The organism is Ilumatobacter sp., from assembly GCF_965215205.1.
GTDB lineage: Bacteria > Actinomycetota > Acidimicrobiia > Acidimicrobiales > Ilumatobacteraceae > Ilumatobacter_A.
On sequence record NZ_OZ244049.1, the window covers coordinates 444,733 to 464,670 of the forward strand.

15 protein-coding genes are annotated in these 19,938 nt (G+C 71.5%); 3 read left to right on the top strand and 12 right to left on the bottom strand.

The genetic code is table 11. The features are described from left to right. Nucleotides 1-7: 7 nt before the first annotated feature. The 3 genes from ACOOHC_RS02185 to dcd all read left to right on the top strand — a co-directional run bounded on the left by ACOOHC_RS02185 (nucleotide 8) and on the right by dcd (nucleotide 4,122). Nucleotides 8-1,771: an ABC transporter gene (locus tag ACOOHC_RS02185; protein WP_420452376.1), complete on the top strand. Its 1,764-nt coding sequence runs from the start codon at nucleotides 8-10 to the stop codon at nucleotides 1,769-1,771. Beyond that, on the top strand, nucleotides 1,768-3,441 hold the full coding sequence (locus ACOOHC_RS02190) for a GTPase (RefSeq protein ID WP_420452377.1): 1,674 nt from the start codon (nucleotides 1,768-1,770) through the stop codon (nucleotides 3,439-3,441). Before ACOOHC_RS02185 ends, ACOOHC_RS02190 begins: the two co-directional genes overlap by 4 nt. Before the next feature lie 102 nt (nucleotides 3,442-3,543). Further along, on the top strand, nucleotides 3,544-4,122 hold the full coding sequence (gene dcd / locus ACOOHC_RS02195) for a dCTP deaminase (RefSeq protein WP_420452378.1): 579 nt from the start codon (nucleotides 3,544-3,546) through the stop codon (nucleotides 4,120-4,122). A 62-nt stretch (nucleotides 4,123-4,184) separates the two neighbouring features. On the opposite strand, the gene ACOOHC_RS02200 is transcribed toward dcd, so the two are convergent. The 12 genes from ACOOHC_RS02200 to ACOOHC_RS02255 form a co-directional block, all read right to left on the bottom strand. Then, nucleotides 4,185-5,753, bottom strand: coding sequence for a nicotinate phosphoribosyltransferase (locus ACOOHC_RS02200; protein ID WP_420452379.1), 1,569 nt, complete (start codon nucleotides 5,751-5,753; stop codon nucleotides 4,185-4,187). Nucleotides 5,754-5,823: 70 nt separating this feature from the next. Further along, nucleotides 5,824-6,492, bottom strand: a complete 669-nt coding sequence (locus tag ACOOHC_RS02205) for an isochorismatase family protein (protein WP_420452380.1) — start codon at nucleotides 6,490-6,492, stop codon at nucleotides 5,824-5,826. Nucleotides 6,493-6,598: 106 nt separating this feature from the next. After that, a complete protein-coding gene (locus ACOOHC_RS02210) occupies nucleotides 6,599-7,672 on the bottom strand; it encodes an ABC transporter ATP-binding protein (protein WP_420452381.1) in 1,074 nt (357 codons plus the stop codon). Continuing rightward, entirely contained in the window at nucleotides 7,662-8,702 is a 1,041-nt protein-coding gene (locus tag ACOOHC_RS02215; protein ID WP_420453845.1) for an ABC transporter ATP-binding protein, read from the bottom strand. The genes ACOOHC_RS02210 and ACOOHC_RS02215 overlap by 11 nt, the downstream gene beginning before the upstream one ends. 110 nt (nucleotides 8,703-8,812) lie before the next feature. Beyond that, nucleotides 8,813-9,805, bottom strand: coding sequence for an ABC transporter permease (locus ACOOHC_RS02220; protein ID WP_420452382.1), 993 nt, complete (start codon nucleotides 9,803-9,805; stop codon nucleotides 8,813-8,815). Continuing rightward, nucleotides 9,802-10,746 (bottom strand): ABC transporter permease, encoded by a 945-nt coding sequence (locus ACOOHC_RS02225; protein ID WP_420452383.1) that lies wholly within the window; start codon nucleotides 10,744-10,746, stop codon nucleotides 9,802-9,804. Before ACOOHC_RS02225 ends, ACOOHC_RS02220 begins: the two co-directional genes overlap by 4 nt. 43 nt (nucleotides 10,747-10,789) lie before the next feature. After that, nucleotides 10,790-12,451, bottom strand: a complete 1,662-nt coding sequence (locus tag ACOOHC_RS02230; protein ID WP_420452384.1) for an ABC transporter substrate-binding protein — start codon at nucleotides 12,449-12,451, stop codon at nucleotides 10,790-10,792. Nucleotides 12,452-12,690: 239 nt separating this feature from the next. Further along, nucleotides 12,691-14,358, bottom strand: a complete 1,668-nt coding sequence (locus ACOOHC_RS02235; protein WP_420452385.1) for an ABC transporter substrate-binding protein — start codon at nucleotides 14,356-14,358, stop codon at nucleotides 12,691-12,693. A gap of 142 nt (nucleotides 14,359-14,500) precedes the next feature. Further along, entirely contained in the window at nucleotides 14,501-16,897 is a 2,397-nt protein-coding gene (locus ACOOHC_RS02240; RefSeq protein WP_420452386.1) for a heterodisulfide reductase-related iron-sulfur binding cluster, read from the bottom strand. Nucleotides 16,898-16,959: 62 nt separating this feature from the next. Next, nucleotides 16,960-17,715: a hypothetical protein gene (locus ACOOHC_RS02245; RefSeq protein ID WP_420452387.1), complete on the bottom strand. Its 756-nt coding sequence runs from the start codon at nucleotides 17,713-17,715 to the stop codon at nucleotides 16,960-16,962. A gap of 54 nt (nucleotides 17,716-17,769) precedes the next feature. Then, nucleotides 17,770-18,195, bottom strand: a complete 426-nt coding sequence (locus ACOOHC_RS02250) for a cyclic nucleotide-binding domain-containing protein (RefSeq protein ID WP_420452388.1) — start codon at nucleotides 18,193-18,195, stop codon at nucleotides 17,770-17,772. Between the two features lie 38 nt (nucleotides 18,196-18,233). Next, nucleotides 18,234-19,931, bottom strand: coding sequence for a 2,3-bisphosphoglycerate-independent phosphoglycerate mutase (locus tag ACOOHC_RS02255; protein ID WP_420452389.1), 1,698 nt, complete (start codon nucleotides 19,929-19,931; stop codon nucleotides 18,234-18,236). Nucleotides 19,932-19,938: the final 7 nt, after the last annotated feature.

Below are 19,938 nucleotides of genomic sequence, written 5' to 3' on the forward strand. Positions count from 1 at the left end.
CCCGGAGGTGACGACGATCGCCGACGCGCTGACCGGGCTCCGCCGTGCGCTCGACTCGATCGACCTGTCCCTGCCCCTCGACAGCGCGGATGCGGCCCGACGGGTCCACGCCGAGCTGGTCGGCCAGATCGACGACTACCTCCTGCCGCGGATCTCGCGGCTCGACGCTCCGCTGCTCGTGGTCCTCGGCGGTTCGACCGGTGCCGGCAAGTCGACGATCACCAACTCACTCGTCGGTGCCGAGGTGTCCCTCGCCGGGGTCCTGCGCCCGTCGACGCGCACCCCCGTGCTGGTCTGCCACCCCGACGACCGGGCGTGGTTCCTCGACGGCGGGGTCCTCCCCGACCTCGCCCGCTCGACCGGTGCGCGACCCACCGGCTCGGGCCTCCACCTCGTGGTCGACGATCGGGTCCCCGCCGGGCTCGGCCTGCTCGACGCCCCCGACATCGACTCCGTCGAGATCGCCAACCACGAGCTCGCCGCCCAGCTCCTCGGCGCCGCCGACGCGTGGCTGTTCGTGACCACCGCCTCGCGCTACGCCGACGCCGTGCCGTGGGAGTACCTGCGACGGGCCCGGGACCGCGCGGTCGCGATGGCGATGGTGGTCAACCGGATCCCGCTGGGAGCCGAGGACGAGGTCGCGACCCACCTGGCCGACATGCTGCGCGCCAACGGCATCGACCGCGTCCCGCTGTTCGCGATCACCGAGGCCGCTGTCGGCGCTCCCGGGTCCGAGCCGGCCGGCGCGGTCGCCGTCGGGGGGGCCGCCGACGACTCCGCCGCCCTCGTGGACGGTCGCCTCCGAGACGGAGCGGTCGCCGACGTGCGCGCCTGGCTCCACGGTCTCATCGCCGACGACGCGAGCCGCGCCGACGTGGTGCGCACCACGCTCGACGGGGCGATCGAGTCGATCCCCGGTCGCGTCGAGGTCGTCGCCGCCGCCGTCGACGACCAGGCGTCCGCGGCGGCGTCGCTGCGCGCCGCCAGCCGTCGGCGCTACGACGAGGCGCTGTCGTCGCTCGAGGTCGAGCTCGCGAACGGGGTCCTCCTGCGCGGCGAGGTCCTCGACCGCTGGCGCGAGCACGTCGGGACCAGCGCGTTCATGGAGCGACTGCAGCACGGGGTCGGTCGCGTCCGCAGCCGGATCTGGTCGCTCGTGTCGGGCAAGCCCGTCCCGTCCGAGGCCGTCCAGGACCAGCTCGAGTCGAACCTCGTCACGCTCGTGCGCAACCACGCCGATCGCGCCGCGCTCGCCACCGTCTCGCAGTGGGAGACGACGACCGCCGGGACGGCTGCGCTCGCCGACGCCGAGCGGGGCATCGACCGGCCGACGCCGGGGCTCACCGACCGCCTGGAGCGAGAGCTCGACGACTGGCACGACGCGGTCCTCCAGCTGGTCCAGGACCGCGCCGGCAACAAGCTCGCCGTCGCCCGCGCGCTGACCCTCGGGATCAACGGCATCGGCGTCGCGGTGATGATCGCCGTGTTCTCCCAGACCGGCGGCTTCACCGGGGCGGAGGCCGGCGTCGCCGCCGGCACCGCCGCCGTGGGCCAGACGCTCCTGACCGCGGTGTTCGGCGAGAACGCGGTCCGCGACCTGGTGCGCGACGCGCGCGACGACCTGCGCCTGCGACTCGCCGGGCTCTTCGAGGTGGAGCGACGCCGCTTCGACGCGCTGCTGCACCGCCACCCGAGCGAGCGGGACGCGCCGCGGCTCGTCGCCGCGTCGGACGAGCTGGCGAGCGCGTGGCGTTCGGGGGATCTCGGGTGAAGCGCCCTCGTCGTGGCGGGCCCGGGCCGGCGCCGGTCACCGTGTCGGATCGGATCGACGCGCTCGAGCGGGCGTGCGACGTGGCCGGATCCCACCTCGACGACGACCTCGTCGCCTCGGTCCGCGAGGTCGTCGAGCGGGCTCGTGCGCGCATGGGGCACGGCACCGAGCACACCGTCGTCGCCCTCGCCGGCTCGACCGGCGTCGGCAAGTCGTCGCTGTTCAACGCGCTCGTCGGCGACGACGTGTCGACCGTCGGCGTGCGCCGCCCGACGACCGGCGTCGCCCACGCCGCGGTGTGGGGAGACGAGGCGCACGCCGGCCTCGACGGCCTGCTCGACTGGCTCGGGGTCGGCCGGCGCCACCACGTCGCCGTCGGCCGACCCGGCACCGATGGCGCCGAACGGCCCGGCACGGCCACGACCGACGCTTCGGCTGCCCTCGCCGTCGACGGGAACGGCGCTCGGCGCCGTGGTCTGATCCTGCTCGACCTCCCCGACTTCGACTCGACCGAGGCGTCCAACCGGGCCGAGGTCGACCGCCTCGTCGAGCTGGTCGACGCGCTCGTGTGGGTGACCGACCCGCAGAAGTACGCCGATCACGCCCTCCACGACGGCTACGTCCGCCCGCTCGCCGGGCACGGCGACGTGATGAGCTTCGTGGTCAACAAGATCGACACCGTCGGTGCGGCCGAGCGTCGGACGATCGTGGTCGACCTCGTGCGCCGACTGCGCGACGACGGGGTGGACGACCCGACGGTGCGCACCGCGTCGGTCGCCACCGGCGAGGGTCTCGACGGGGTCCACGCCATGCTCGACGACACCGTCGACGCCCGCCGCGTCGTGGTCGCCCGGCTCGAGGCCGACCTGCGCGCCGCGGCGGGGGAGCTGGCGAGCGACGGCTCGGTCGACGGGGTGCCCAAGCGCGCCCGGCGCGAGCTCGTCGAGCGCCTCGGGCACGCCGCCGGCGCGGACGACGCCGGGGCGATCGTGGCGTCGCAGCACCGCAAGGACGCGCGCATGGCGATGGGGTGGCCCCCGGCGAGGATCACCGAGCGGCTCCGACGACGACACCCCATCAGCGAGCTCCCCCGCGCCACGGCGAGCGCGTCCGCCGGCGCCGAGATCGACCTCGCGCTGCGCGACGTCGCGGAGACCGTGGCCGCCGATCTCCAGCCGCCCTGGCCCGGTGCGCTGCGCCGCACCGCCGCGCGCCGCGCCGACGACGTCGGGTCGCGCGTGACGGCCTCGACGCAGGCATCGGCCCGATCGGCGACGGAGCGGCCGGGGTGGTGGACGCCGGTCGCCTGGACGCAGCGGGTCGTGATGGCCGCCGCCGTGGTCGGCGCGCTCTGGTTGCTCGTCGTCGCGGTCCTCGGCGGCTTCCTGCAGCTCGACGCCGACCCCCTCCTCGTCGACACGCCCGGCGCCGAGTGGATCCCGCTGCCGAGCCTCCTCCTGCTCGGGGGCCTCGCGCTCGGCCTGCTGATCGCGCTGGTCGTGCGGATCCCCGTGGGCGTCGCGGCGACTCGTCGGGCCACGAAGGTCCGCTCCGATCTGCTCGCTCGGGTCGCGACGGTCGCCGACACGACGGTGATCGCCGACCTCGAGGCCGTGCTGGCGGATCGACGCCGGCTCCACGACGAGCTCGCCGTCGTCACCGCTCGCTGATCCGCTGCCCGGCCGCCCCGGCCGTTCGCCGGTCGCGCCCCCGCTCGGGCGGTCCGGGCGGGCCCGCGGGCGGCGGGGTCGGCGATCGCTAACGTGCTCGGCGTGATCCTGTCCGACCGGTCCCTCCGCGATCAGCTGGCCGCCGGTCGGATCGTCATCGAGCCGCTCGACGACTCCCTCGTGCAGCCCTCCTCGGTCGACGTGCGCATCTCGCACCTGTTCCGGGTGTTCCGCAACCACACCCGTGGCGTCATCGACGTCAAGCTCGACCTGCAGAACCTGACCGAGCTCGTCGAGATGCCGGTCGGCGCCGACGGGGTGGGCGACGACGCGTTCATGCTCCACCCCGGAGAGTTCGTGCTCGGGTCGACCTACGAGCGCATCGCCGTGCCCGACGACCTCGTCGCCCGGGTGGAGGGAAAGTCGAGCCTCGGGCGCCTCGGGCTCCTGATCCACTCGACCGCCGGGTTCATCGATGCCGGCTTCGACGGCCACATCACGCTCGAGCTCGCGAACGTGGCGAGCCTGCCGATCACCCTCTACCCGGGGATGAAGATCGGCCAGGTCAGCTTCATGCAGATGACCAGCGCGGCCGAGCGGCCGTACGGATCGGGGGCGGCCGGGTCCAAGTACCAGGGTCAGCGGGGCCCGACCCCGTCGCGCTACTTCGAGAACTTCTGAGCGACGCCGCGCCGGTCCACCCGGGCCGGTGATCCGTCGCTCGTCGCGGCGGCGTCCGGCGGTCAGCGCTCGGCGTCGGCGACGAGCTCGCGGCGCAGGCGGTCGAGGCGCTCGGTGATCGACACGTGGTACCGGTGGGGGTTGACCAGGCGCCTGACCCCGACGTCGAGGCGGTCGATGTCGGTCGCGCACCGCTGCGCGAGCTCGTCGATCGAGACCGGATCGGGTCGTCGACCGTCGTCGAAGACCACCTCGTGGAGCACCTCGACGTGCGACACCGAGTCCCGCCGGATCGTCTGCGACACCCCGTTGCGCGTGGGGTGGTGGACGACGATGGCGTCGGTGGGGAAGGGGTCCTCGTCGGCCGTGCCCACGAGGTCGACGATCGCGCTCTCCCGCCGGTCGTAGAGGCGCCAGACCGTCTTGCGTCCCGGCAGCGGCACCTTGCCCGGATCCTCGGAGATCTTGATCGCCGGAACCCACCCGCCGTCGTCGTCCTCGATCCCGACCAGCTTGTAGACCCCGTTCAGCGCGCTCGATCCGTGCGAGGTGATCAGGCGGGTCCCGACGCCGTACACCAGGCGCGAGCGGATCGGAGCCGGATCGATCCCGAGGCGCTCGGCGTCGTCGCCGATCTGGGTGAGGATCTGCCAGATGTTCAGCTCGTCGAGATCGCTCGACAGCACGATCGAGGCGTCGGGGTACCCGGCCTCGTCCAGCAGCGTCGCCGACTGGACCGCGAGGTACGCGAGGTCGCCGGAGTCGAGCCGGATCCCGACCGGTTCGTGCCCCTCCGCGCGCAGCTCGTCGAACACCGTGATCGCGTGGGGCACCCCGGACGCGAGCGTGTCGACGGTGTCGACCAGCAGGACGCAGTCGTCGGGGGCGCTCGCCGCCATCGCCCGGAACGCGCCGAGCTCACCGTCGCCGACGGCCAGGTACGCCTGCACCAGGCTGTGCGCGTGGGTCCCGACGGGCCGGCGACCGAGGGCGATCGCCGCCTCGACGTCCGACGTCGTCGCGCACCCGCCGATCAGCGCCGCGCGGATCCCCTCGTTCACCCCCGTCGCCGGTCCCCTCCGCATCCCGAACTCCAGCACGCGCCCCCCGCGCGCGCTGCGCACCACCCGCGCCGCCTTGGTCGCGATGAGGGTCGGGTAGTTGAGGTGGTTGAGCAACGACGTCTCGAGGAGCTGCGACACGGCGAGCGGGCCCGTGACGCTGATCACCGGGACGTGGGGGTGCACGACGCGACCCTCGCCGATCGCGCGGATCTCGACTCCCGCGAAGCGATCCGGTGCCGAGAGCCACCCCAGGAACGCTGCGGAGAACACGCGCTCACCGGTCGTCGAGGTCATCGCGGCGAGCGCCTCGACGTGCTCGGCGTCGATGCGCAACCCCTCGAACCAGGCGAGGAACGGGTCGAGCCCGGCGCTGACGCAGAACCCCGCCTGGTGGGTGCCGTAGTCGGGGGTGGAGCGGAAGAAGTAGTCGAACTGGGCGCGCCGCTCCGACAGGCCCTGCTCGACGTACACCTGGGCCATGGCCAGCTCGTACATGTCGGTGAACAGCGGTCCGCGCACCGTGCTCCACCGGTCGAGGATCGACGGCCCGAGGGCCCGGTCGGTCATCGGGCGAGTCTGCCAGGTCGCCGCCGGCGCGGCCGACCGGCGGCGCCGGGCACGGCGCTCGGCCGTGCGCTCACCCGCCGACGACGGTGACGCCCGCGGCGACGAGCTCGGCGTCGACGCGCTCGGCGGTGTCGGCTCCGGCGTCGACGGGGCGGGTCGCGTCGCGCAGCACGGCGGTCGAGAACCCCGCCTCGGCCGCCGACATCGCCGTCGCCGAGACGCACACGTCGGTCGCGAGCCCGACGACGACCACGTGCTCGATGCCGCGCTCGCGCAGGAGGCCGGCCAGCCCGGTCGGGATGTCCACGTCCCCTCCGGGCTCGCGCATGGCGAACGCCGAGTACCCGTCCTCGCCGTTGGTGCCCTTGCGGACGATCGCACCGGCCCGCGAGTGGGGGTCGAGCCCGTCGAGGAGCTGCGCCCCCCAGCTGCCCGCGACGCAGTGCGTCGGCCACGTCCCGCCGTCGTCGATGAAGTGCGGCGTCGACGGCGGATGCCAGTCCTGGGTGAGCACGACCAGACCGTCACCGGTCGCGGTCCGTTCGATCTCGTCGTTCACGGCGCCGAGGATCGAGTTGCCGCCCGTCACGAACAGCGACCCGTCGGGGTGGCCGAAGTCGTTCTGCATGTCGACGACGATCAGCGCGGTGCCGGTGCGACCACCGGGGTTGCGCGACGCGGTCTCGTCCCAGCTCTCGGCCGGAGCGGGGTTCGGGGCGTGGACGGGCTCCTCGGTCATGGAACCGACCCTAGGCAGGTCGCGCCCCGCGGGCGCGGTGGTGGTGCCGATCCGTCGGGCGGTCCGGCGGGGTGGGCCGGGCGCGGGCGCACCCCGCCCGGCTCGCTCACGCCGTCGGGAGCGACTCCGCCTCCTCGAGCGGGCGCCCGTCGAGGGTCGGACCCGAGGTCTGCAGGTGGCACCGCACCTCGCCACCCCCGGCGATCTCGACGAGGGGCGGCCGCTCCTCGGAGCAGACGTCCATCGCGTAGCGGCAGCGGTTGTGGAACGAGCACCCCGACGGCGGGTTCGTCGGGTCGGGGAGGTCCCCGGTGAGGATGACCCGCTCGCGGTTGCGCTGGCGCTTCGGGTCGGGGACGGGCACCGCTGCGAGCAGCGCTTCGGTGTAGGGGTGGGCGGGGTGGTTGTAGACCCGCTCGGTCGGCCCGATCTCGACGATCTCACCGAGGTACATCACCGCCACCCGATGCGAGATGTGGCGCACCACCGACAGGTCGTGGGCGATGAACAGGTACGCGAGCTCGAACTCGTCGCGCAGCGACTCGACGAGGTTGATCACCTGGTTCTGCGTCGACACGTCGAGGGCGCTCACCGCCTCGTCCATCACGATCATGTCCGGCTGCAGCGAGATGGCGCGAGCGATCGCGACGCGCTGGCGCTGGCCGCCGGAGAACTCGTAGGGGTAGCGCTCGGCGTGGGCGGCGCTGAGGCCGACCTTCTCGAGCAGGTCCTTGACGACGTCGACCCGCTCGGAGCGCGACATCGAGGTGTGCGTCTGCAACGGCTCCGCGATCGATTCGCCGACGACCATCGACGGATCGAGCGACGAGTAGGGGTCCTGGAACACCATCTGCATCCGCTTGCGCAGCGCACGCAGCTTGGACCCGCTCGCCCTGCCGACGTCCTCGCCGTCGACCTCGACGGTCCCCGTGTGCAGGTCGACGAGGCGCAGCAGGGCACGTCCGGTGGTCGACTTCCCGCTGCCGGATTCGCCCACCAGTCCCAGCGTCTCGCCGCGGGCGATCGTGAAGCTCGCCTCCTTCACGGCGTGCAGGTAGGTGCGGTTCCACGGCGGACCGCCGACCTGGAAGCGCACCCCCAGGTCCCGGGCGTCGATCAGCGGCGTCGATCCGCTCGCCGTCGAGCGCGGGGAGCCCTCCGTCGTCGTGTCAGTCGGCACGCGTCACCACCTCCAGGTCGCGCTCGGCTTCGGCCTGCTCCGGGTCGACGCCGGTCGGGTACAGCTCGTGGACCCGGCGGCATCGGCTCTGGCGCAGCTCGCCTCCGCCGCTGAGGTCGCGCAGCTCGATCGGGTGGGCGTCGCACGCTGCCTCGCGGTGCTCGCAGCGGGGTCCGAAGCGGCACCCGTCGGAGAACGCCCACGGCTCGGGCGGCTTGCCGGGGATCGACGAGAGCTTCTCGCCCTTGCTGCCGACCTGGGGCATCGAGCGCAGCAGGGCGTCGCTGTAGGGGTGGCGGGGCTCCTCGAAGAGGGTCTCGATCTCCGCTCGCTCGACCACCTGGCCGGCGTACATCACCGCCACGCGATCGCACAGGTCGGCGACCACGCCGAGGTCGTGGGTGATGAACAGGATCGCCATGTGCATCTCCTCCTGCATCTCGCGCAGCAGGTCGAGGATCTGGGCCTGGATCGTGACGTCGAGAGCCGTGGTCGGCTCGTCGGCGATCACCACGTCGGGTCGGCAGGCGAGCGCCATCGCGATCACGGCGCGCTGGCGCATCCCGCCGGAGAACTCGTGGGGGTACGACGTCGCCCGCCGAGCCGGGTTCGGGATCCCGACATCGCCGAGCACCTCGACGGCGCGCTTGGTCGCGTCCTTGCGCGAGGCGCCCTCGTGGCGACGGACGACCTCGGCGATCTGCTCGCCGATGGTGAACGCCGGGTTGAGGCTGGTCATCGGCTCCTGGAAGATCATCGCCAGCCGGTTGCCGCGCAGATCCTCCTTCCGCTTGCGGGGCAGGGTGAGCAGGTCGGTGTCGCCGAGTCGGATCGACGAGGCCTGGACGCGCCCGGGCGGTTCGGGGACGAGGCCCATGATCGCCATCGACGTGACCGACTTGCCGCTCCCGGACTCGCCCACCAGTCCGAGCGTCTCGCCGCGGGCGAGGTCGAAGTTCACGTCGCGCACGACGTTGACCCACCCGTGCTGGGTGACGAAGTCGACGTTCAGGTCGCGGACCTGGAGGATCGGGTCCGTCGTGCGCGGGTCACCGCCGTCGGTTCGGCGCTCGCCCCCGGCTCGGGCGTCGTTCACGGTGGCGGGGTCGTTCACGGTGGCGGGATCGTTCACGGTTCTCATCACTCCTTGCGGATCTCTCGGCCGAGCGAGTCCCGGATGCCGTCGCCCAGCACGTTGAACGCGAGCACCGTGACGCCGAGCGTGATGCCCGGCCAGACCACGAGCCAGGGCTGCTCGGAGAGCCGGCGGCGGCCCTCGTCGAGCATCGTCCCCCACGAGGCGTCGGGGGGCTGGACCCCGAGGCCGAGGAAGCTGAGCGAGGCCTCGGCGAGCATCGCGAACCCCGAGGTGAGCGCGATCTGCACGAGCAGCGGTGGCATGACGTTCGGCAGGATGTGGCGCAGGATGATGCGCCAGCTCGGCGTGCCGATGGAACGGGACGCCTCGATGTAGGTCTCCTCGCGCACCGAGAGCACCGAGCCGCGCACCAGGCGGAGGAACGTCGGGGCGAAGATCACGCCGACGGCGATCATCGCGTTGCGCAGGTTCGCGCCGAGCACACCGACGATGGCGAGAGCGAGGATCAGCGGCGGGAAGCTCATGATCGCGTCGGTGAAGCGCATGATGATCGAATCGACCCAGCCGCCGAAGAAGCCGGCCACCAGACCGGGTGTCACACCCAGGATCAGCCCGACGAGCACCGCTTGGAACACGGCGAGCAGGGCGACGCGGGTGGCGAAGATCATCCGGCTGAGGACGTCTCGACCGAGCCCGTCGGTCCCGAGCAGGCCGTTGTCGAGCGGCGGCGCGAGCACGTTCGACAGGTCCTGGTCGCTCAGGTCCTTCGGAGCCAGCCACGGCGCGAAGATCGCCACGCCGACGAGGAGGACGAGGTAGACGAGCGCGATCAGCGCCCACCTGTTGGCGAGCAGGCGCCGCCGGAACCGCTGGCCCGGGGACTCGGACTTCTCGTCGGGGACGACGAGGTCGGCCTCGATCTCGGCCTGGTCGATCCCGATCACGCCGTCGGTGCGCGGTTCGGTCGGGCCGCTGGTCTGACGGTGGCTCGCGTCGGCGTGCGTGTCGCTGCTGCGCGGTTCGGTCGTGCTCATCGGCTCCTCACCTTCGGGTCGAGGTACGCGTAGGTGACGTCGATGAGCAGGTTCACCGCGACCACGGCGAGCGCCATGACCATCACGATCCCCTGGATCAACGGCACGTCCTTCTGGATGACCGCGCTGTAGGCGAGCTGGCCGAGACCCGCGATGCCGAAGATGTACTCGATGACGACGGTGCCGCCGAGCAGGTAGGCGACCTGGATGCCGAGCACGGTGACCATCGGCGCCGCCGAGTTCTTGAACGCGTGCTTGAGCACCACCGACCGACCGCGGAGCCCCTTCGCCCGGGCGGTGCGGATGTAGTCCTGCTGGAGGACGTCGACGAGGGAGCTGCGGAGCTGGCGCGCGATCAGCGCCGCGCCGTTCGTCCCGAGCGCGACGGCGGGCAGGGCGATGCTCTTGAGCCACTCGACGTACCCCCTCTCCGGGGGGACGTACCCGGTCGCCGGGAACCACGAGTTCCTCACCGCGAAGAACAGGATGAACAGGATCGCCAGGAAGTAGCTCGGCAGCGCGACGCCCGAGGTCGCCCCGAGCATCACGATCCGGTCGGCCGGCTTGCCCTGGCGGGCGCCGGCGATCAGACCGGCGGGGATCCCGACGACGATCGCGAACACCAGCGCGCCGAGGGTGAGCGAGATCGTCGCGGGAGCCCGCTGGCGGATGAGCTCGAACACCTCGCTGGAGCTGAACAGCGAGGTGCCGAGATCCAAGGTGACGACTCGACTGATGAACGCCCAGTACTGGCTGATCAACGAGTCGTTCAGACCGAGGGTCTCGCGGATCGTCGCGATCCGCGATTCGCTCGCGTTCTCCCCCGCCAGCGTGACGGCGGGATCCCCGGGGATGATCGAGACCAGCAGGAACACGATCAGCGAGACCATGAACAGCAGGGGGATCAACGCCAGGATCCGGCGCCCGATCAGCTTCAGCATCGGGTCCACCTCACGACGGCGGGGGAGTCGGCGAGCGGACGCATCAGCCGGTCGCGACGCCCATGCCGCGGAACTCCGGCTTGCCGGAGAACCACTGCTCGAAGCCGACGACGTTCTCCCCGTAGGCGTACGGCGTCTGCGGGTAGTACATCACCACGTCCATCGCGTCCTCGACGATCTGCGCGGACGCCGCCTGCAGCGACTCCTCGCGATCACCGATCTCGAGCGTCTGCGGGAACAGCTCCATGAAGGCGTCGGTGGTCCCGTCGCCCGGGTTGGAGAACCCGTCCGGCGTGAACAGCAGGTAGAGGGTCTGGCTCGGGTCGGGTCGCCCGCCCCACGGTGAGATGATCGCCTGCGACTCCTCCTGGGCGTAGAACAGGTCGGCGACCTGCGCGCCCGGGACGCCGCGCAGGGTCATCGTGATCCCCACCTCGGCGAGCATCGGCTGCATCGCCTCGTACAGCTGGTTGTAGATCGGGATGGTCGGCACGATCACCTCGAACTCGAACCCGTCGCCGTAGCCGGCGCCCTCGAGCAGGGCACGGGCGGTCTCGGGGTCGTAGGGGTAGCTCTCGGTCCCGGTCTCGGGATCGAACGCGAAGTACCACTCCGGGAACGACTGCTGGTTGAGGTCGCCGTAGCCGAGCAGCACCGCCTCGACGATCGCCTCGTTGTTGATCGCGTGGTTCAGCGCCTTGCGGACGTCGACGTTCGCGAACGGCTCGAAGGACCGGTTGAGCTGCAGGTGCAGGTACGACAGGCTGGGCGTCGGCTCGACGGTGAGGCCCGCCGACTCGGCGTCGGTGATCTGCGGCGGGTCGAGCAACGTCCAGTCGAGCTGGCCGGTGCGGATCGCGTTCAGCCGGGTGTTGGAGTCGGGCATGATCGAGTACTCGATCCGCGCCGCTCCCACCGCTTCGGGGTCCCAGTAGTCCTCGTAGGCCTCGTAGACGATCATGTCGTCCTGGCGGTACTCGACCACCTCGTACATCCCCGCGCCCACCGGCTGGTTGCCGAGGTCGGGGTTCTCGAACGCGGCCGGCGACACCATCATCCCGGCGCGGTCGGAGAGCACGAGCGGCAGCGAGGCGCCGGGCCCGTTGAGCATCAGTCGGGCGGTGAACTCGTCGACGACCTCGACCGAGTCGATCCCGGCGAGCTCGGGAGCCACCGCGGACCCCTCGACGGTCTGGGCGCGCTCGATGTTGGCCTTGACGGCCTCCGCGTCGAACGGCTCGCCGTCGTGGAACGTGACCCCTTCGCGCAGCGACAGCTCGAGGTACGAGCCGTCCTCGGCGAACGTCCACTCCTCGGCGAGCCCGGGGACGGCCTCGGCCGCGGGCGACTGGTGGATCAGACGGTCGTAGGTGATGAACAGCGAGGTGTTGTCGAAGCTCGACGTCGCCTTGTGCGGATCCCAGCGCGAGGGGCCGACGGTGTACGCGATGCGCATCGTCCCCGTCGCGTCGACCTCGCGGTCGTCGGGTGTGGTGTCCTGGCCGGGGGCCTGGGCCCCCTGGTCCTCGGACTCGGTGCCCTCGACGGCGGTCCCGTCGGTCGCGCCGCTCCCGGCGGTCTCGGTCTCGGTGCCGGTGTCGGTGTCGGCAGCGCCTCCGTCGTCGTCACCGCCACCGCATGCGGCGGCCGTGAGCGTCAACGCCATCAGCGCTGCCGGCCAGAAGGCCGATCGTCGCGTTGTCATTCTCTCTCTCCCCTTGTCTCTTCCACCCGCTGCGACGGTTGTATCGCATCCGGTCGCTCCGGGACGAGGCCAGGCCGACCCCTCGGGGCGACCGTCGCGCCGCCTCGTCCTCGCCCGTCGGTCTCTGCGACGTCCGGACGATCGTCGGCCCGGCCGGCGCGTCGATGGTCACCGGTGGCGCCCCGCCGGCGCCCGCCGTGTCGGCCGGGCGGCCGGCGGCGCGTGCCGATGCGAACCGCTCAGCCGGCCGTGACGCCGCGGAACTCGGGCTTCGCCGAGAACCACCGCTCGAGGCCACCGACCCGGTCCTCGGCGTAGACGAACGCGATGCTCTCGTAGAACAGCACGACGTCGAGGGCCTCCTCCTGGGCGATGCGCACCGCCTCGCGGATGGAGTCGGTGCGCTCGTCCTCGCTCTGCACGGCGAGGGTGGCGGCGATCGCCTCCTCCATCTCCGGCGTCGTCTGGTCGCCGGGGTTGGCGAAGCCGTCGGCGCCGTACAGCAGCGCCAACGTCTGGCTCGGGTCCGGGCGACCGCCCCACGACGCCCACATCGCGTCGTTCTGCTCCTGGGCGTAGAAGATGTCGGCGATCTGCGCCCCGGGCACCTGGGAGATGCTCATCTCGATGCCGATCTGGCCCAGCTGGGCCTGGATGGCCTCGGCGGTCTGGACCCGTGCGGGGATGGTCGACGTCACCATCTCGAAGGAGAAGCCGTCGGGGTACCCGGCCTCGGCGAGCAGCTCGCGGGCCCGGTCGGGGTCGTAGGGGTAGCTGGCCGCATCGGGGTCGTGCGCGAAGTACCCCTCGGGGAAGATCTGCCACGCCGCGCTGCCCTGCCCGAACAGGAGCGTCTCCACGATCGACTCCCGGTCGATCGCGTGGTTGATCGCCTGGCGCACGAGCGGATCGCCGAAGTACTCGTTCGAGCGGTTGAGCTGCAGGTGCTGGCTCGACAGGGTGAACGTCGGCAGCAGGGTCAACCCGGCCGCCTCCGCGTCGTCGACCTGGTTCTGGTCGACGAAGGTCCAGTCGATCTGACCGGTGCGGATCGCGTTGAGGCGCGTCGCGGAGTCGGCCTGGATCTGCATCTCGATCCCCTCGACCCTCAGCGCGTCGGGATCCCAGTAGTCGTCGTACGCCGCGTAGCTGACCGATGCGCCCTCCGTGTAGGACGTCACCGTGAACATCCCGGCGCCGACCGGGCTCGTGTCGAGGTCGGGGTTCTCGAACGCGGCGGGCGAGACCATCGCGCCCGCCCGGTCGGAGAGGATCAGCGGCAGCGAGGCCGCCGGTCCGTTCAGGTCGAACCGCACCGTGCTCGCGTCGACGACCTCGACCGAGTCGATGACGGCCAGCTCCGAGACGACGGCCGACCCCTCGACGGTCTGCGCCCGCTCGATGTTGGCCTTCACGGCCTCGGCGTCGAAGGTCTCGCCGTCGTGGAAGGTCACGCCCTCGCGCAGGGTGAACGTGAGGCTGGAGCCGTCCTCGTCGAACTCCCAGGACTCGGCGAGCCCGGGGACCGGGGACGCGTCGGGAGCCTGGTGGACAAGGCGGTCGTAGGTGATGAACAGCAGGGTGTTGTCGAAGCTCGACGTCGCCTTGTGCGGATCGAACCGGCTCACGCCGACGTAGTACGCGCCGCGGAAGGTGCCGCTGGGCTCGTCGCCGTCGCTCGCGCCGGATCCGTCGTCGACGGAGCCGCCGGCCGTCCCGTCGCCGGCGTCGGACCCGGCGCTGGTGACGTCGGCACCGGCGCCCGCGCTCGCGGTGACCTCGGTCCCCTCGTCGTCGGCTGGTTCCGAGCCGGAGTCATCACCCCCGCCGCAGGAAGCTGCCAGCGACGCGACCGCGACGAGCGCGATCAGCCCCCTCGTCCGTGGTGGTCGTCGTGCGTTCACCATGTGTCGCTCCCCCTCCGTGGTCCGAGCGGATCGCTCGGTGAGTTGCGACGGTAGGCGACGGGACGGTCACGGAACGAGGTGTGCTCGGCGTCACACCCGTGGCGGGTGGGGCTCGTGCGGTCGGCGCGAGCGCCCGCTCGGCTCAGCCGGCGGAGGCGCCGTCGTCGGCGGGGCGCGTCTCGTCGATCGCGGACTCGTCGTCGACGAGCGTGACGGCTCCGGCGGGGACGTCGGCCGTCTCGGCCGAGGTGTCGGCCATCTTCGGAGCGGCGCCGGTGTAGGTCAGCGCCCCGCTCTCGGCCTCCGCGAGGGGAGCGGTGTCGCGTCGCGCCCGCGACTCGCCGGCCTCGATCGCGTCGAGCAGGTGGATCGAGATGTCGGCGACCTTGACCTGGTCGTCGTCGACCCCGGCGCCCTTCACCCCGTCGTCCATCATGATGTAGCAGAACGGGCACGCGGTCGCGACTCGCGAGGCACCCGTCGACAGCGCCTCGGCGGCGCGCTCGTCGTTGACCTTCGTGCCGGTCGTCTCCTCCATCCACATCCGGGCACCGCCGGCGCCGCAGCACATCCCCTTCGTGCCGTTGCGCTGCATCTCGACGACCTCGATCCCCTTGATCGACCCGACGACCTTGCGGGGCGCCAGGTACACGTCGTTGTGCCGACCCAGGTAGCACGAGTCGTGGTAGGTGATCCGCTCCTCGAGCGACGCCTGGCTGACGTCCAGGCGGCCCGAGTCGATGAGCTGCTCGAGCAGCTGGGTGTGGTGCACGACCTCGTAGTGCCCGCCGATCTGCGGGTACTCGTTGAGCAGGGTGTTGAAGCAGTGCGGGCACTGCGTGATGATCTTCTTCACGCCCATCCCGTTGAGCATCTCGACGTTCGGCTGGGCGAGCATCTGGAACAGGTACTCGTTGCCCGACCGCCGCGCCGAGTCGCCCGTGCACATCTCCGACGGGCCGAGGATCGACACGTCGATGCCGGCGCGCCGCAGCAGCTTCGCCATCGCCTGCGTGACCTTCTTGTTCTTATCGTCGAACGAACCGGCGCAGCCGACCCAGTAGAGGTACTCCGACTGCAGCGCCTCGCCCGGGTCGACGATCGTCACCCCGTCGACGCCGTCGGCCCAGTCGGCGCGCTCGCCCTGGTTCAGGCCCCACGGGTTCGACTGGTTCTCCATCGCGCGGTACGCGTTGCCGAGCTCGGCGGGGAAGTTGGACTCCATCAGCGACAGGTAGCGCCGCATGTCGAAGATCTTGTCGGTGATCTCGATGTGCACCGGGCAGATCTCGTCGCACGCCTTGCACGTCGTGCAGGCCCACAGCTCCTCGGGGGTGATCCGCTCGAACAGCGAGTTGGCCTCGACGGTGATCTCGGGCAGGGTGCCCAGCGGCGGGGTCGTGGCCGGCTTGCCGGTCGCCGCCATGACCTCACCCGACTTGAGGACGATCTCGCGCGGATCGAGCGGCTTGCCGGTGGCGTGGGCCGGGCAGACCGAGGTGCAGCGGCCGCACATCGTGCAGGCGTCGAGGTCGAGGAGCTGCTTCCAGGTGAAGTCCTCGACGACGGAGGCGCCGAAGGACTCGAGCTCGGTCTCCATCAGGTCGGGCATCGGACGCATCGCGCCCTTCGGCCGCTCCTTGTCGCCGAGGTACATGTTGATCGGCGAGGTGAACATGTGGCGCAGCATCGTGACCGGCAGGATCGCGAGGAACACGACGAAGGCGACGACGTGGCCGATCCACCACCACTGGTGCCACGTCTCGAGCGCGCCGACGCTCCAGGAGTCGACGAGGCCCGAGAGCGGGTAGCCGACGAAGCTCCACCGCTCGTACTCGGGGCGATCCTCCAGGGCGATCCGGAACATCTCGGCTCCGAAGCCGGTGATCCCGATCGCGAAGAACGTGCCGAGGATGACCGCGTGCTCGGGGCGGGACTTGGTCCGGATGCGGTACGGGCGCTGGACGTAGCGGCGCACGAGCGCCCACACGATCCCGCCCATGAACACGACGCCCATGAGGTCGCCGAAGGCCACGTACCCGCGGTACACGTCGCCGTGCAGGAACTTGAGCGCCGGCGGCATCTGGTGGTCGATCTCGAGCACCGTCGTCACCGCGAGCAGCCCGAGGAACCCGAAGTAGATCATCGAGTGCATCACGCCGGCGCCCGAGTCGCGCAGAAGCGTCTTCATGTACACCCCGGCCCGAAAGTCGGCCAGGCGCTGCTTGACGTTCTTGGTGGTGGTGCGCCGGTTCGCCGGGGCGCCGCGCTCCCAGTTCTTCATCCGGTTCGCGAACATCACCGCGACCCACACCAGGAACACCGGGATGACGGTGTAGAACGCGATCTGGATCGGGCCCGGGATGTTGACGAACACGGTGCGGTGCACGGCGTTGTCGTTGTCCCACCCGGTGACCAGCGGGAGGACTCCCGACACCAGGGTGAACAGCGCGATCGCGCTGAACACGACGAGCGCCAGCTGGTGCGGCTTGACCCGCCGTTCTGGCGCGGTCGACGTGGTCTCGGCAGCGGTGCTCATGAGGTCCCCCAGGTTACTCGCGGGTCACTTCGGAGGTCGCAACGCTCCGCGGGTACCGGACGTCACATCCGCAGCAGACCGACCCCGCGCAGGAAGAACTCCGACGCGACGGCGAGCGGGTTGTCGGCGGCGTCGACCGTCGACCACCCGAGGGTGGCTCCGAAGGGCTGGTCCCAGAAGCCCTCGGGACCGGGGCGCTCGTCACCCCACGGTCCGACGTACAGGTAGGGCTCCTCGTGCGCGGCGTCACCGGGTGACGCGCCCAGGTTCACCCGCGACCCGGGCTTGCCCTCGGGGTCGACGGCGAGGTCGACACCGATGTCGAAGTGCTCGGGCCACAGCCGCACGATCGACGCCCGCGGGTCGGGGAGCGAGGCGAGGGTGACGTCCATCGCCCGCTGCCCGAGCGCGAACCAGTCCCCGAGCACGGTGGTGGTGTCGGCGTCGAGCGAGATCGGTGCGTCGGGGTCGCCGAGCGGGACCGCGTCGTCGCCGATGCGCATCTCGGGGTCGGGGTCGACGCCGGCGGCGGCGCACAGCTCGGTGATCGTCGAACCGGCGATCGGGTGCACGGTCGTCGTCGCCGTGCTCGCGCCGTCTCGACGGCCGTGCGCGTCCTCCACGAACAGCGAGCCGCCGCAGACGCGGACGCAGCGACGTGCGGGGCCGAAGCGCGGGGTCCCCACCCCACCGGGGTGGACGGCGAGCGCGAGGTGGCCCGTCGCCTCCTGCTGGGCCCGGGTCACGACGTGGACGACGACGCGGTGCAGGGCGTCGCGCTCACGGGGCCAGTCGTCGGGGAGGGGGACGAGGCTCATCGGGTCGAGCGTCCGTCGGATCCGGACCCGACGACGGTCGGGTTCATCCGTGGTTCACCCGTAGTAGGCCCGGTCGAGCTCGCGCACGCGACCGGCGAGGCTGGCCATCAGCTTCTGCGAGATCGACGGGATCTCCTCGACGACCGACAGGAAGCGCCGTCGATCGATCACCAGCACGGTGCAGTCACCGAGGCAGGTGGCCGTCGCGGTGCGCGGCCCCTTGTCGAGCAGCGACAGCTCGCCGACGACGGAACCGGGCCCCAGCGTCGCGACCTTGCGGTTGTTGCGCTTCACCACGACCTCGCCGTCGACGATCACGAACGCCTCGCGCCCCATCTGACCCTGGTCGGTGAGCATCTCGCCGTCGGGCATCGAGACCTCGTCGGTCGCCTTCGCCACCTTCGTCAGCTCCTTCTTCGAGCAGGAGCTGAACAGGGGCACCTGTCGGAGGGTCTCCAGGTGTTGGTTCTTGTTGGCCATGACGGGATCGTACGCCGCGGCGCGCGGGCCCCGGCCGGTCAGAACTCGACGAGCGCCGGCAGGTAGTCGTCCGGCGGTCGGTAGCCGAGCAGCTCGAGCACGGTGGCGGCGACGTTCCCGAGCCCGGGCGCCCCCGCCGGAGCCATGCGGTACTCGCCGTCGTGGTTGGGGTCGTGGATCGCGAACGGGACGGGGCTCAGGGTGTGCGACGTCTTGGGCGCCCGCTCGCCGTCGCGCTCGGTGAACATGATGTCGGCGTTGCCGTGGTCGGCGGTGAACACGAGGATCCCGTCGAGCTCGTCGATCACCTCGACCAGGCGGGCCAGGCACTCGTCGATGATCGTCATCGCCTCGATCGTCGCGGGGAGCACGCCCGTGTGCCCGACCATGTCGCCGCTCGGGAAGTTGAGCCGCCCGAAGCGGTAGTCCCCCGAGCGCAGCAGGTCGATCGTCTCGTCGGTGATCTCGCGCACCTTCATCGCCGGGGTGGCGTCGAACTCGACGTTGTCGGAGGGGATCTCGACGTAGGTCTCCAGCGACTCGTCGATGTACCCCGAGCGGTTGCCGTTCCAGAAGTAGGTGACGTGCCCGAACTTCTGGGTCTCGCTGATCGCGAAGCTGCGGACGCCCGTGGCGCAGAGGAACTGGCCCATCACCCGGTCGATCGCGGGGGGCGCGACCAGGTAGCGCTCCGGGACGAGGGCGTCGCCGTCGTACTGCAGCATCCCGGCGAAGGCGATGTCCGGGTGGGGGCGGCCGTCCACGCCGGTTCGGTCGAACACGTCGAAGTCCGCGTCCTCGAGCGCACGCGAGATCTCGATCGCGCGGTCGCCGCGGAAGTTGAAGAACACCACCCCGTCCCCGTCGACGATCTCGCCGACGGGGCGGTCGTGCTCGTCGACCACCACGAACTCGCCGAGGTACTGGTCGCCCGTCTCGGACTCGGCGTACATCGTTCGCACCGCGTCGGCGGCCGATCGGAACCGGCGTCCCTCGCCGTGGACGTGGGCGCGGTAGCCGCGCTCGACCATCGCCCAGTCGGCCTCGTAGCGGTCCATCGTGATCGTCATCCGCCCCCCGCCCGACGCGATGCGGAAGTCCCGACGGGCGTGCGTGCCGGTGTCGGTGTCGGTGTCGGTGTCGGTGTCGGTGTGGGCCCCGGGCCCGCCGGCGTCGATCTCGTCGAGGACCGCCTCGGTGCGCGCGATGTACTCGAGCGCGGAGCGCGCCTCGACGTCGCGCCCGTCGTGGAGGATGTGGACCCGGCAGCGCGCCACCCCCTCGGCGGCGGCGCGGCGCAGCAGGGCGTCGAGGTGGTCGAGGCTCGAGTGGACCCCGCCGTCGGAGTGCAGCCCGATCAGGTGGAGGGTGCCCGTGCGGGCGTGGTCCACGACGCCGGACCACACCTCGGATGCGAAGATCGCCTCGGTCTCGATCGCCCTGTTCACCAGCTTCGCCCCCTGCGCAAAGACGCGCCCGGCGCCGAGCGCGTTGTGGCCGACCTCGGAGTTGCCCATGTCGTCGTCGGAGGGGAGCCCGACGGCCGGCCCGTGGGCTGCGAGCTCGGTCGACAGCTCCGAGGTCGTGAGTCGGTCGATCGTCGGGGTCTCGGCCTCGGTGACCGCGTTGGACGCGCCCGGCGGGGCGACGCCCACGCCGTCGGCGACCACGACCAGCAGCGGACCCGGACGACCGGTGAACGAGGGGTGGGGGCGCAGCGTCAGCGACGGTTCCATCCGCTCG